Origin of the sequence: Cupriavidus sp. D39, assembly GCF_026627925.1 — a bacterium.
Taxonomy (GTDB): domain Bacteria; phylum Pseudomonadota; class Gammaproteobacteria; order Burkholderiales; family Burkholderiaceae; genus Cupriavidus; species Cupriavidus ulmosensis.
Genome location: NZ_JAPNLE010000009.1, coordinates 3098237 through 3112303, shown reverse-complemented (window position 1 = coordinate 3112303; position 14067 = coordinate 3098237). Strand labels below are relative to the sequence as shown.

Sequence of the window (14067 nt, the reverse complement as noted above, 5' to 3'; positions counted from 1 at the left end):
TAGGGCGCGTACAGTGACCTACGCCGGATTTCCCCTCACTCGACTCACCATCGAATAGGCCCGACAATGCGAGCTCAACGAATGCTCGGCGGCCCTTCGGGGAAAGAGGTTCGAGCGGCCCCTTCGCTTGCGCCGCGAGTTCCTCTAGCGTCTTGTCGTGCGATTCATATCGCAATACCGGTTCGACAAATGGTTCGGTTGCGAGCACATTGAGAGTATTCAGAAGCTCAAAGCGTGCCTTGGCTGCGGCAGAATCTGAGATCCGGAAGTTTGTCTCCACGTACGAGATGAAGAAATCTTTGATACGGCTGAAGCCGCCAATCGGATCAAGCACTGGATTTTCCCTGTTGTAGGATCGAAAGTGCCGGTCTGTCTCCGGCCGATTTTTTTACGAAGAGATTTGCTATTGCGAGACTGTGTGCCTGTGATTCATCGACGGGAGCCAACCTGGATGCCTCAGCGGCCGCTCGCGCAGCACGGATTCCCCTTGCTATGTCGAGCCGATCAGCGATCGTCGCTGTCGCTCGCATACCCTCGGTTACGTCAGTCATCCACTCACCGGGATCAAACTCACGATGTTCACTTTCGCTTAGCGCCAGTGCGGCGATAGCCGCCGCGCCTTCGTTGATTACGGACCTCATATCGAGTGACACTCCTTGAGATAGAAGGACCTTAGCTTCTTCACAGGTCTCGTCCTCGACCGTCGTGCAAATGAGTAGCCGCCGGGGTAGCCCGCCGCGACGCGCACGGTCGGCAAGCGCCGGAAACCAGAAGCGTGAGCCAGATTGCTCAGCCTTTTCTATTACCGCGACCAGAGTCACGGGGTTGTCGCCACCGGTGAGCTTGAGTGCCTGCCCCAGTGGAGTTAGAACCCCGAGCCCCGCCCGCATCCAGAGATCCTCAAATGATAGGACTGTGGGGTCAGCGACAAGCCGCGCCGACGCTCCGGAGGAAAGCATCGATTCGGCGATTAGTAGAAAGTCCGCAACTTCCGGGCCGGTGAGAATTGGCACGTCGCCGGCAAGTGTAAGGGCGAGGAACTGCTCCATAAGTGTTCTGCCGGCGTCGGTAAGCAGCGCGCAGCGCCGAATGGCCTGCCACATATCACTTGCGGCGACAATTCGACTACGAGAGGGGGCCGGAATCGGTACTAGGGATTCGGCTGAGTTGCCCTTCGGCAGCGCCCCCGTCGTTGTAGCTGCGGCCAGCAGGCGATCCAGGTTGACTGCAGCCTCAGCTTCACTCTCTCGTAGCGACGCGAGCTCGGTACTGAGCTCCCTTACCATAGGCTCGAGCTCCCGGACCTCTTCGGCGAGCGTGTCCCGCACTTGGGTTAGCTCAGCCACCGTGCTATCAAGAGCTGCCCTTTGAAGCCCAATGCTTCGATTAATCTCGGCGCTGCCTTTTTCCCTCCGCTCAGCCAATGTCTCATCGACAGCTGCCAATTGTGCAGCTAGAAGCCTCTCTAACTCCGTACGCGCTTCATCCTCGCGTGTTCGAAGCTCGGCGTCGAGGGCAGACAGTCGCTCGCGTCGGCTGTCTTGAATCTCCTCTGCAAGCTCCAACTGCGCGCACGCTCGGATCGCTCCGCGCTCCTCCGCAGCGATCATGGCTATTTCCGCCTCGATCAAGCCTTTAATCTTCGGCGCTGACCCGAGAGCAATAGCAAACGCGCGCAGCAGCTCTTGATCAGCGGCCAGTCGTTTGGCAAGCTCGCCAGAGCGCAAGGCCTCATATGCGGCGGCAAGGTCAGCTCCGTTAAGTGACAAGCGACCAGTAACTTCGTCAGCGTGCCGCTCGAGCCAGGCTATGACGTCAGCGATCCGCGGATCATGCGCTCCGGCGAGCGAGCGGACGATGCGGGCAACATAGTTATCCTCTGGCGACCAGTCGTAGGCGGTACTAGGCGAAGCATCCTGCCCAAGGTCGTACAGCGCGACACGAGCCACGCCATTTGGCATTTGAACGACAGCTGTCGGATCAAAAACATAGGCAAGTACTTTCGATGTGCTCGACGCAATGAGCCCGCCCTCGCCATAGCGAACGAGGTCCATTTGAACGACTTCACTATCACGAATCCGAATAATCCATGCGCCCGAAGGTTCGGAGGTTTGCAGGCCGTCAATAGCCAGTACTTTGCGCGCATCATCAAGGGATCCGAGATGCGATAAGTCTGCAAAATGGGCAAGCCGTCGGTGGCGTGCGGCTTTCCATAGACCGCGCCCCATTCGCTCCCTGGAGGCAATCTGCAGAGCAACCCATTCACCCGAGCGAAGCGATCTGGTGTCCACCCCGCGCACCTCGACCTCGCCTGACCGGGGAAATAGTTTTTGCGCATTTTCGACCAATGCCCAGCCATCTTCCGTTCGGCGGGAGATGATCTCGATATGTGCGATTACATCGTGGCGTCGCACGCATCGGCCCGCGTACCAAGGAATGCTTCCCGTCATCGATCCATACCTCAACTATCGCAAATCATAAAAGGAGTCGTCCCCCACGCCACAGGGGTCGCAATCGTCCGGCAGACCTACGCGCCGTAGAGATAACCTGACCTGCATCGTATTTGGGAGCGGACAATATGCCTGCCACACATCCAGGGAGCAATGAGGCAAGCCATTTAGCATCGCTTTCCGTTGCTGGGTAGGCGTACGCATCGTCAATCGGTCCCGCCGTCCTAATTCGTCGACGCCGCAAGTCGGTCGCGAGAGCGTCTGGTACGCCGCCATCGTGCGCGAGACGAACTAACCTATTCTCGCGTATCTCGAACAAGGGGACCGACGCAGCTGCATGTGCTGCACATATCGCCGCAGTACGCGACAAATAATTTATCGATTGACCATGATGCTCGACCCGAAATATGTCATGGTCCCTACCACCCGGATGGATACGCCGTGTGAGTCGGACGGGGCTATGTCCCGTGGCATGATCCTTGAAGCGGCGCTGATCCCAGTCCCAAATTGAAGCCAGTTGGTAGAGTTCAGCATGACGGTTCGCAGTCTCCAATGCGAGAGGTGAAATGCCGGCTACGCGTGCGTTGCTGACTAGTGGCCAGCTCAATCGCTGCGCAAGTGCTTCGGCCGGTACATTTTTGGCGCCAATGGTTGGTGGCGACAGCTCACTTATTCCAAGACGCCGGAAGCAAGTTCCACCCAAGCCATCAACTGCCAACTGAAAGTCTTCGACAAGCCGTGTACACAGCGCACCTTCGACCAAGACAAGCTCGTTGGCATCCATGTGGAGCCTGACGATACGAGGTGCGACTAACGTCCAGCTCCGGCCCCGCCATCCTTCGCGGAGCCGCGGCTCTATAAGGCCGGCATCACCGAGGCAGCGAAGCATCGACCACGGGTGGACGTCAAGGCCAGCGCGACGGATAAGACCGACGAGCTCAGCTTCCTCCCAACCGGACACGCCATCGGCGTAAACGGCCTCGAGCAAATCTTCGCTTGCTACTCGTCCACTTTCCCATTTGAGAGGGTCTTGGTTTTTAGACACGATCGGCGAGGAGCAAGCCCCAGACCAGTCATTGAGTCGCGGCAGACGATGACGGGCACCGTCGATGGCAAGGTGCGGGAGCGCGTCTTTCGCGAACTGTAATCGAAGACTCCACTGTGGGCGCTCTTCGCCATCCAGAAGCGCCGGTTCGACGACATACGAACCAGCTAAAGGAGAGGCAGTGATTAGTTGGCCGCCTTCTGTGACGTGAAGTGCTTGGACACCCGACACACCCATCTTGTCCGAAACGGTGAAATCAGTAGTATCGGCTTCAACTGTAGGAAGAAAGTTTGGCCGACCAAGCCAAGCTCCCTTGACTCGAATGCCATTTGACACTGATGCCCGAAAAATTTGCTCGCCGGAGGTGATTAACAAGCGTGCACGTATGAGTGCCTCTTCGGCTCTTCTTATTGCCTGTGGCTCCTGTGTAATCGACCATCCCGAACTGGAAAGAAGGCGACCCAGTTGAGCTCCCACTAAAGTTAAATGCCGCGCGTGGAGCCCCACATGCACACCGTTCGCTGAGTTTCCTAGTTCAGCATCTGCTATCCATCGGCCTATCCCGCACTGCCGAAAAAACAGCACACCACGAGCGACGGCGGCACCGAGGTTACCGCTGCGTGCCGCCGCCTCTTGCAGGAGAGCATCGTCCAAACTTCGGTAGGAACGCCGGTCGTCATCGTATTCGGAAAGCCCGCAGTAGGACCTGTCGCCATCCTCATCGAAGATCATCTCGATAATGGTATTGCTTCGTTCAGACCTACCGTGGCTCGCCCGAACTCGAGTGAGTAGGCGCCAAAAACGATGATCGGCCAGTGCGCGGCGTCGGCGAAGGTAAGATTGCCTAAACTCCTCGAAAGCAACTGTCAGTCCCCAGGATGCACGTCTATCGAGCAGCGTTCTCCAGAACTCGGTCAGTACAATATGAGGTTCGCTAAGGGCCCCAGGATGCTCTGAGAGAAAACGCTCAATGAGCCGGATGTCCGTTCGATTCGGAAACGACAGACGCCGCGTATAGCCGATATGTGTCCAGCTATGTTGTTCCGGAAGAACTAGACGCCGGAATGGCTCACCAGCTTTGATGCGCCCGTCGAGCCAACCAACCAGCTCCTCCCACATGCAGGCAACTCCTTTGAGTTGCTGGAAGCTGTTGTCAACGTCGAGCCATTTCGCGAGCTTCGTTCGGAAGGCGCCAGACGATGCATAGTTGCCCTCGAGCAGGCTATCGATAAACAGCGTCACCGCGAGATACGCGAAGAAGTTTGGCACGCCGTGAGTTGAATAGCGCTGCGAGCCAAATCGCAGAGAATCAATCAAAAATGGGTCGGCGAGAAATGCTCGCCGAAACCCCTCTCTACAGCCTCTTCTTCGCCAGGAGGGGCGCCGCATGCTAGTGATAGCGTGCTCGCCGTCACTTCGAATGACCGAATATCGCTCGCGTCACCGTCTGAACCTATTGCTAAAAAATGCCTAACCAATAGTGGTTCCCAAGCGGCAAGAGTGGACGGTGGCCTCCAAGTCATTGCGATTCGATTTGTCTATTCGCGATCACGCCACACAGATCTTATCCTGCAGCGCTTCTCGGCGCGCCGTTAGTGCCAGCGGCTCCAGCAGGCGCTCCGCAAGGAATCGAACTACCGGCACAACTACCCCATCTCCGATGATTTTGAAGGCGTGATGATAAACATCAGGTAAGGCATAGTCTGCATCCAATCCCATCAGCCTCGCCGCTTCCTCAATCGATAGGAGTCGCGTTCTGACATGATTGCCATCAACCAGGATAATTCGTGGGCGCGAAGCGCCGCCACGTGGGGTCCTTAGGCATCCCAAAGTTGGGTCGAACGCGATTTCTACGCGTTGCTTGTTCACCTCACCTTCACGACGCATGCGGAGATAGAGACTGCCAATCTGAGCAGATCCCGCGTGTTTAGCCTGCTCGAGCCGAGCGAGATGGTTCGGCGCCATCATGCCAATGAGTCGTTCAGTCTCCTCGGGCGTATTCCATGCTGCGCGCCGCCTATCAATCGACTTTATCAAGGCGTTCTTCGGCAGCTTGGGAGCGATTCCTAGATCCCACCAGATCCAGTCCTTATGAGCCTTCGCGCCAAGGCTCGCAAATGCTCTAAGCAGAGGCGGAGTGTGCCAATTCGCCGTAGCCATTCCATTGTCGAGGTGGCGCGGTACATGCATGTCGCGGCGCACAGCCACTATGAATACCCGTGGCCGAGACTGTGGCACAAAATGCTTGGCGTCTACGATGATTGCACCGTAACGGTAACCGAGCTTGCCTAGCCTAGTACAGATCGCGGCAAAATCGCGCCCGCCATCCAAAGTTAGGAGCCCCGCGACATTCTCCAGCACAACCAAGGGCGGCTGGCGCCCTTGCTGCCGTAGTTTCTCAATAAGCTCTAGGCATGGCCAAAGCGCGCCCGATCGAGTTGATGCTCTGGCATCCGCGTTGCCAATTCCTAGGCCATTCCCAGCGACAGAAAGATCTTGGCAGGGAAACGATGCCCAAGCCAAATCAACTTCACCGCCGAGATCTGACACGGCCACTTTGCTGATGTCTCGGCCATCGAAGTGGTCCTTCCCCCAGTTTTCGGCGTAGGCTGAGGCTTTGACAGGATCCAAGTCGTTAGCGAAGAGGCACTCCCAGGCATTGCCCAGACCTGCGCGGGCCATACCTCCACCAGCGAAAAACTCGTAAAAACTGAATTTATGTTTCATTTTTCGCCATATGTTCGACCCCTGCCATGTGCCACGCTAATCACTTCGCCAACTTTTTGTAACATATTCTAAGCCAAAGGATTGCTTCAGTCTCTTCTTTTGTATGTAACCGCTTAGTAGGAGGTTGACGTGTGGATCGCGCGACGATCATGCGAGCAGTCAAGTCAAAGAACACGGGCCCCGAACTTATCGTGCGGCGAATCGTGCATTCACTCGGTTTCCGTTTTCGGTTGCACCGTCAAGATTTGCCCGGTTCGCCCGACCTCGCGTTCATCGGGCGCCGCAAAGCGATATTTGTCCATGGTTGCTTTTGGCATGGGCACGATTGCCCTCGAGGAGCACGTGTGCCTAAAACAAACTCGACCTACTGGCTTGCCAAGATCGCTCGCAATCGTGAAAGGGATGCGGCCGCCATCGAACGCTTGACTGCAATCGGCTGGCAAATTCATATCGTGTGGGAATGCGAACTCAAAGACCGAGACAAACTTGAGCGCCGCCTACGCAGCTTTCTAGAGGCCTCTGAATAGGATTGGGCTCAGTGCCCACTCTGCTTGGGATCGAGCACGTCGCAAATGAAAGCCGGCCCCGTGGTCAGGATGGGGCTCCGCTAAGTGTATTGTACGGCACCCCAATGCCGGCGCGATGTAGCCTTAGGAAAACCCTGCTAGCTGCCAAGCCACCACTAAGCGCATTTGTGCCCGCGGACGGGCCCGTCCGCTCGTGCTCGGTCACCGTCAGGCCCTGGGTGGGATGCCTATTGCTGCTGCTTCCCGGAATGCTTAGGTTTCTTGGGCCAATACCACCGCGAGAAGTTTCGGGGGCAACTTTGGGGGCATCTACGGAACCTGGAAATTATAAATGCCCTGTTTATGCGGGTTTACGGCACTTGTTTGGTAGTCCTTCGGTCCACCAGTTTCGCTGTACAACAACGCACTTGAGACCGGCACGATATTTTTGCGCCGGGTGCAAGGATATGCTTGCCTGATGAAAAAGCCGACCTTGAGTCGGCTTTTTCATTTTTACAGCGCAAAGGCAGCTAAAAACTGAATCCGGAGGTGGACTACATGCCACACGCCTTCTGGCCCAAGCGGCCATACAGGGGGTCAAGAGGCCCGCGTTCGGAGAATTCGACCTATTTCCCTGGCACTGGCACTATCCCATTTCAAGGGCCCAGGGACTCACCAAGTTCGGTATCGACTGCGTGAGAGAAAAAGAGAGTCCAGGAATCAGGGATTTATTTCAACAATAATCGATGACACCGATGATATCGGTATGGCTGTTTTTGAATGAGAATGCAGATCGATCAAGAAAAAAATGAAGTGCCAGGCTGTCCCCACCGCTAAGTGTTTGTCCTTAGTTGCACCGAGCAACTAATGCATGGAGAATCTATTGTCGATATCCACTGACTCCTTTATTCCTCCATGTCGTCTTCTGACCATCCCATCCTCGAGTACCTGTCGTTCCGGTTGGACCGGTTGAGCGAGTTGAGCAAAGCGGCGGGAACGAAGTACTACGAAGAAGAGTTCGGCGTCACGGTGCGGGATTTGCGCGTGCTGCGGCTGGTTGCCTTGGAACCCGGGCTGACACTGAGCCGGCTTATCGAGCTGTCCTTGCTCGAAAAGACGATGGTGTCAAAGATCGTCAGCGCTCTTGTCAAGAAAGGGCTCCTGTACCGCGAGATCGGAGAACTCGATGCCCGGCAGATCAATCTGTTCCTGAGCGCCGAGGGAAAAAGCATGGTGAAGCGGACGTATGCGCGCGGCAACACGCTCGAAGAGGCTTTGCTTGGCACCCTGACCGAGTCGGAGCTCAAGACCTTTAACCGCTGCATCGACAAGCTGACGGACACGCTCGAACACCACGCAAAGAACACCGGCAGCGCCAAGCCGAAGCGGGCCGCATAGATTCGTCAATTCCCAGCCGGGGGTATCCATGTTCCATCCATCGTTCCGCCAGCCATTCCCACTGGTGCCGGATGCCCTGGTCCAGCACAACGATCCTGGCCGCAACCGCCGCAGGCGCCAGCCTGAGCGCGTCGCCTGACGCTGAAACCATCTCAACAGAAGGAGAAACGATGCGGCTGCTGCTTGCCTCGTTCAAACACGAGACCAATACCTTTTCACCGGTTCCCACGCCGTTCCAGCGCTTTTTCCGCGAAGGCGCGATCCTCAGCGGCGCCGAGGCGATCGCCGCGCGGCGCGGCACAGGCACCGCGCTCGGCGGATTCATCGAAGTGGCGCAACGCCATGGCGCCCAGATGGTGGTGCCGGTGGTGGCAGAGGCGTCGCCAAGCGGGCCGGTGGATCCGCAGGCCTACGAGCGCATCTGCGGGATGATCGTGGAGGCGGCGGCCAGCCAGGCGTTCGACGGCATCCTGCTGGATCTGCACGGTGCCATGGTGACGCCCGATTTCGAGGACGGCGAGGGCGAACTGCTGCGGCGCCTGCGGGAGGTGCAGCCGGACACGCTGATCGGCGTCGCGCTCGACATGCATGCCAACCTCTATCCGGAGATGGTCGCCCGCGCCAACGTGCTGACCGGATACCACACCTACCCGCACGTCGACATGGCGGCCGCCGGCAAGCGTGCCGCGGAACTGCTGTGCCGTGCCATCCAGGGAAAGTCCGTCCGGTGCTGGCATGGGACAACCGGCCCATGCTGCCGCATGTGATGCGCCAGGGCACCCATGGCGAGCCCAACCGGTCTTTGCAGGCATCGTGCATCGCGCTCGAGCAGGCCGGGGACAGCATCCTCGCCGCCTCGCTGTTCACTGCTTTTCCGCATGCCGATGTCCGCAATGCCGGTCTGTCCGTAGTCATCTGCGCCGATGGCGACGCCGACGGCGCCCGCGAGGCCTGCCAGGCGCTGCTGGACCAGGCATGGGACCAGCGCGCCGAATTTCTCTATCACGGCGCACCGCTGGCCGAAACCGTTGCCCGCGCCAAGGCAGCCGACGGCCGTCCGGTCGTGTTACTGGACCACTGCGACAATGTTGCATCGGGCGGCACCATGGACACCACCGCGGTGCTCCGGGAGGTTCTGCGGCAGGAACTCAAGGACGCCGTCTTTTATGCGATCCACGATCCCATTGCCGTCGAAGAAGCCATTCTGGCCGGCATCGGCAATGAGGTCTCCCTCGCGCTTGGGGGGCGCTGCGCCTTGCCGGCAACGGGAGATCGCAATGAACCCCTGCGGCTGAGCGCACGCGTGCGGCTGATCAGCGATGGGCGCTTCCGTCTGAGCGGTCCCATGAGCGCGGGCGTGGAAGTGAGCACCGGCAAGACGGTGGTGCTGGATGCCGATACCGTCCAGGTCATCGTGGTCTCCTCGCATATGGAGCCCTTCGACCTCAGTTGCTTCCATGCCCTTGGCATCGATCCCGCGCGGAAGAAATTCCTGGTAATGAAGAGCCGCGTTCACTGGCGCGCTGGCTTTGGCGACCTGGCGGCGCATGTCTTCGAGTGCGACAGCATCGGCGTGACGACTTCCGACTTCGGCAAGCTGACCTTCGAGCACGTACGGCGGCCGATCTATCCGCTCGACGACATCTAGGCCGCCGCGCTCGCGGTTGGCATGCAGGCACAACAGGAGACAAAGCATGAAGCTCAAATCCATCCTCGCTGTCTTGTCTGCTGCGTGCAGCACGAGTATCGCGCAGGCGCAAATCGCTCGTCCGCCGCTCAGCGCCGTGGATTCGGACCCTGTAAAGATGGGCTGGATGACCGGTTCGCCGCCGCCGGCGGACAAGCTGATCCGGCAAGCGGACATGACGCTCTACGCGTTCCCGCAGACGCGCTGGTCGTTCGCCAATTTCCGCCAACTCGTGCCCAACACCAACGTCAGGCGCGGTGACGGCACACCGTCGGCATTGCCGCGCGCCGAGCGCACCGACATCGACGGCATCACGTTCACGCCGCTGGGGCGCACGGACACGATGACCTGGGCGCAGTCGCTCGAGGCCAACTACACCGATGCGATCGTCGTGCTGCACAAGGGCCAGATCGTCTATGAGCGCTACTTTGGTGTCATGAACTCGCGCCAGCCACACACGGCCATGTCGGTAACCAAATCGTTCTTCGGCACGCTGGGGGCGATGCTGGTGGCCGAAGGCAAGCTCGACGAGAACGCGCTGGTCTCCAAATACATCCCCGAGCTCAAGGACACGGCCTACGGCGACGCGACGGTCCGCCAGGTGCTGGACATGACGGTCGGCGTCAAGTATTCGGAGAACTACGCAGATCCGAATGCCGAAATCTGGCAACACGTGCGGGCCGGAGGCGTGTTCCCACGCCCGCCTGGCTACAACGGCCCAACCTCGTTCTACGGTTTCCTGGAAACCCTGAAGAAGGAGGGCGAGCATGGTGATGCCTTTGCCTACAAGACCGTGAATACAGACGTGATAGGCTGGCTGATCCGGCGCGTCAGCGGCAAGTCAGTGGGCGAGGTGCTGTCCGAGCGCATCTGGCAAAAACTGGGGGTGGAGCAAGACGCCTACATGCTGGTCGACAGCGTTGGAACGGAGTTCGCCGGGGGCGGCTTCAACCCGACCCTGCGCGACATGGCCCGCTTTGGCGAAATGATGCGCCTGGGTGGGCGGTTCAATGGTCAGCAGATCGTGCCCAAGTCCGTGGTCGACGACATCCAAAACGGCGGCGACAAGGCCAAGTTCGCCAAAGCCGGCAATGCGACAATGCCCGGCGGGAGCTATCGCGACATGTGGTGGGTCAGCCATAACGCCGATGGCGCCTTCTCGGCGCGCGGCGTTCATGGCCAGGCGATCTACATCGACCCCAGAGCCGAGATGGTGATCGCTCGGTTCGCCTCCCATCCGGTGGCCGGAAACGAGCAGTCCAATACGACCAGCTATCCAGCCTTCCAGGCATTGGCCGACCACCTCGCAGCCAATCGATAGCAACGCCACCGAGCGTGATGATGACGAGGCCGCGCTGCGCCGGAACGGCAGGCGGCTTCCCGCATGTCTCAGGGCCCAAGGCTGGCTGCAGTTCGGCAGGCACGATTGACCGCTCGGCCATGGGGGTGCGGCATTGCCTGTAGCGCATGCCGACGCTACGTGGTGCGCCCGCGCAGGGCGCTCGTCGTTGATCACAGCTCACTGCGGCTGCTCGCGGCGCGACTTTTGCGAAACCGGAACCACCGCCGGATTTGCAGCAGCCGGGGCCGGTGTGGACGGCGCGGGGGACGGACGGATCTGCGTGGCGGGTGAATGCGGCAAGCGCACCGGCGCCATGCCCTCTGATCCTTGCAGCGCCTGGCCGTTGTCATAACCGGTGGAGACGGCCTCCAGGTAGCCCGGCGCGAACGTCTGCTCGGGCGCGACCAATGACTGGGCCGGCGCGACGGGTTGGGCATAGGCGATGCTGTTCGCGCACATCGCGAGCACGCGCATCAACAGGACACCTCGCTGCAGCATGCGTATCGCTTCCTGCAAACGCGAACGGGGCCGACTCTCTCGTGGTTCATAACGGTTGATCTTCATGACGGTTCTCCAATGGAGCGATGGCTCCGGGTGGGGAGGTGGGAAGAAAACGAGCATCGGCGCCGGGCTCTGAACCCTTAATCGCATGGACCATGCCATCCGCATGGGGCCGCCAATAGCGGATGCGCCGCCACTTTTCCGGGTAAAACCTGTTGGAGAACTGCAGACACGCATGCTGGCCGCGGTTGGGCGGCACGCAACATGCGATCGATGGAGGCGAGGGGCGACTGCCCCCCGAGTTCGACAGTTAGAAGCGTAAGTCTTTGATTTGATTGGAGCCGACTGCAAAACGCTCCACTACAAGAGAGTCAGTTGGCTCGTTTTGACTGGTTTGCGAACCTTCAATGCGGAGAAAACCCGGGCCTGCTCCTGACTGATGGTCGAGAGCCCTGCCACGGACTTGGTTTGGTCGAAGACGATGCGGTGGTGCTGAATGCGATTGAGCATGGTAAGGGCTCGCGCGGGCGACAACTCGCTGTTGGCGGCCTGCAAGCGCATCCGCATCACCCGATACAGAATCAGTGCCATGAAGCAGATCGCCGCATGGGCGCGGATACGGTCTGGCAAGCGGTGATAGACCGGACCAATCTCGATCTCGGACTTGAGCACACGAAACCCGCGTTCGATATCCGCCAATGACTTGTAGCGGTCGACGACTTCACGTGGTGAGAGATCCGCGGCATTGGTGACCAGCAGCAGCTTGCCATCCATCATGCGGGCATGATGCAAGGCTCGCTCATCGACGGCGTAGCAGAAGCGCTCGCTCTTCAGATCGACTTGGATGATACGAGCCAGATGGGCCTCGCAAACCGCATGGTAGAACCGTGCACGGGCACCGCCATCGGAGAGCTTTTTGCCACGACTGCGATGACCGGTGTCTTGCGCATCAAGCTTGCCCACCCACTGCGCGGCAAGCTGCTCCAGGTGCGCAATCTGTGCATCGCGTTGCGCGCCTTTCTCCTGCGCAACCACGGGATCGTGCGCCACGATCAGGCGTAAGCCGTTCCATGGCACTTCGCCCAGGACTTCTTCACGGGCCGGCAGGCATTGCTGTGCGTGGAGGCCTTCCAATGAATCGACCACATCGTTGTAGCGACGGCCCGGCACCGCCAGGATAAATTCCAGCGGCGCACCGTCTGGCAAGGTCATCGTCTGCAGCTCTGCCAGGTTGTCGATCGAGAGCAGTCCCCGATCGGCGACGACGATGACGCGCTTGACGGGGAACCGGCTCAGCACCTTCTCGAGGGTTGGCTTCAACGTCGTGACTTCCGCGGTATTGCCGTCAAACACCTCGTGATAGAGCGGCAATCCTTCTGCCGTCTGCACGACCCCCAACATGAACTGCCGGGCAATGACGCCTTCCTTGGCCATGCCGTACTGGCGCACATCATCTTCTTGCTGCGACAGACCCTCGGCACGAATGGTCGTCATGTCGTAGAACACCACCGATAAGGTTTGATCGACCAGCGGACGCAACAGCCCCGCCAACACGGCGTCTACTTCTGCCTGATGCGTGACCAGCGCGTCCATTGCACGCAGCAGATGTTGGTGGTCGACGGCTTCGATAGATAACCCTGGCAGGCCAACCGTTTCCAGCCAGCGCAGCACGCCCAGTTTAGATTCCGGGTCACACAGGCGATTGAAGACCATGATGCGCACGAGCGCTTCGACATCGATGGCATGGCGGGTGCGTCGGAACACGCGGCGCAAGCCGTCGAAGCCGAGCTCGTGCCACAGTTCGGAGAGCGCCCACACGTCGCCGAGCGCACGGGCCGATTCGAACGTCACCGCGGGCTCGGCGGCTGCCTCAAGTGTGGGGCGGCCGGTGACTCGCAACAGCCCATTGATCACGCCTTCCATGCTGTCGCCAAGTTGATCAAGACGGCCCAAGGTGGCAACGGTGCGCTGCTTAGGCTGACCGTTGTCATCGCGATAGGACTCGACCAACTGCACGTAGCGGCGAGAACCAGAGGAGGTGACTTTGACGAACATGCCGTTACTGTACAGGCATTGAATGCCTTGTCAAATATAGGCTTCGTCGTTACAAACGTGCCACTACAAGAGTTTGACGCTCACGACCCGGGAAGCCGCGCCAGTGCTAGGGGCGACGGTCAGAAATGGCGAAAATCGGGCTCAAACTGTCGAACTCGGGTGCCCCGGCCGTGCTGTGGATAACTTGGCAAAACCCTGGGGATAAGCAGGCAGGAAAGCTGTGTCCCGGCTGGGGGTGGGTTGTGGGGCGTATACGAACAACTTCGGGGCGGTTTTCGCGCGCCACGTATACGTCCACCAGATATCCCGCGGGACCAGGATATTCCCTGGGACTTATCTTGTTCGCAAGTCGTTGA

8 protein-coding genes and 1 pseudogene are annotated in these 14067 nt (G+C 59.2%); 4 read left to right on the top strand and 5 right to left on the bottom strand.

What is annotated here, in order from left to right:
- Positions 1 to 326: 326 nt before the first annotated feature.
- The 3 genes from OMK73_RS26665 to OMK73_RS26655 form a co-directional block, all read right to left on the bottom strand.
- Complete coding sequence (locus OMK73_RS26665; protein WP_267604638.1) at positions 327 to 2450, bottom strand: hypothetical protein; 2124 nt, start codon at positions 2448 to 2450, stop codon at positions 327 to 329.
- Positions 2451 to 2475: 25 nt separating this feature from the next.
- Complete coding sequence (locus tag OMK73_RS26660; protein WP_267604636.1) at positions 2476 to 4812, bottom strand: hypothetical protein; 2337 nt, start codon at positions 4810 to 4812, stop codon at positions 2476 to 2478.
- Positions 4813 to 5043: 231 nt separating this feature from the next.
- A complete protein-coding gene (locus tag OMK73_RS26655) occupies positions 5044 to 6222 on the bottom strand; it encodes a DNA cytosine methyltransferase (RefSeq protein WP_267604634.1) in 1179 nt (392 codons plus the stop codon).
- Positions 6223 to 6353: 131 nt separating this feature from the next.
- Here OMK73_RS26655 and OMK73_RS26650 point away from each other — a divergent pair, with 131 nt between their 5' ends.
- The 4 genes and pseudogenes from OMK73_RS26650 (at position 6354) to OMK73_RS26635 (ending at position 11134) form a co-directional block, all read left to right on the top strand.
- Complete coding sequence (locus OMK73_RS26650; RefSeq protein ID WP_267604633.1) at positions 6354 to 6749, top strand: very short patch repair endonuclease; 396 nt, start codon at positions 6354 to 6356, stop codon at positions 6747 to 6749.
- 894 nt (positions 6750 to 7643) lie between these two features.
- Positions 7644 to 8126, top strand: a complete 483-nt coding sequence (locus tag OMK73_RS26645) for a MarR family winged helix-turn-helix transcriptional regulator (protein ID WP_267604631.1) — start codon at positions 7644 to 7646, stop codon at positions 8124 to 8126.
- A gap of 170 nt (positions 8127 to 8296) precedes the next feature.
- Positions 8297 to 9774 (top strand): annotated as a pseudogene (locus OMK73_RS26640) (M81 family metallopeptidase).
- 46 nt (positions 9775 to 9820) lie between these two features.
- Complete coding sequence (locus OMK73_RS26635; protein ID WP_420715577.1) at positions 9821 to 11134, top strand: serine hydrolase domain-containing protein; 1314 nt, start codon at positions 9821 to 9823, stop codon at positions 11132 to 11134.
- A gap of 198 nt (positions 11135 to 11332) precedes the next feature.
- On the opposite strand, the gene OMK73_RS26630 is transcribed toward OMK73_RS26635, so the two are convergent.
- Together OMK73_RS26630 and OMK73_RS26625 are read right to left on the bottom strand one after the other, a co-directional pair.
- Positions 11333 to 11719 (bottom strand): hypothetical protein, encoded by a 387-nt coding sequence (locus OMK73_RS26630; RefSeq protein WP_324291768.1) that lies wholly within the window; start codon positions 11717 to 11719, stop codon positions 11333 to 11335.
- Positions 11720 to 12016: 297 nt separating this feature from the next.
- On the bottom strand, positions 12017 to 13711 hold the full coding sequence (locus tag OMK73_RS26625) for an IS1634 family transposase (RefSeq protein WP_267603879.1): 1695 nt from the start codon (positions 13709 to 13711) through the stop codon (positions 12017 to 12019).
- Positions 13712 to 14067 lie beyond the last annotated feature (356 nt).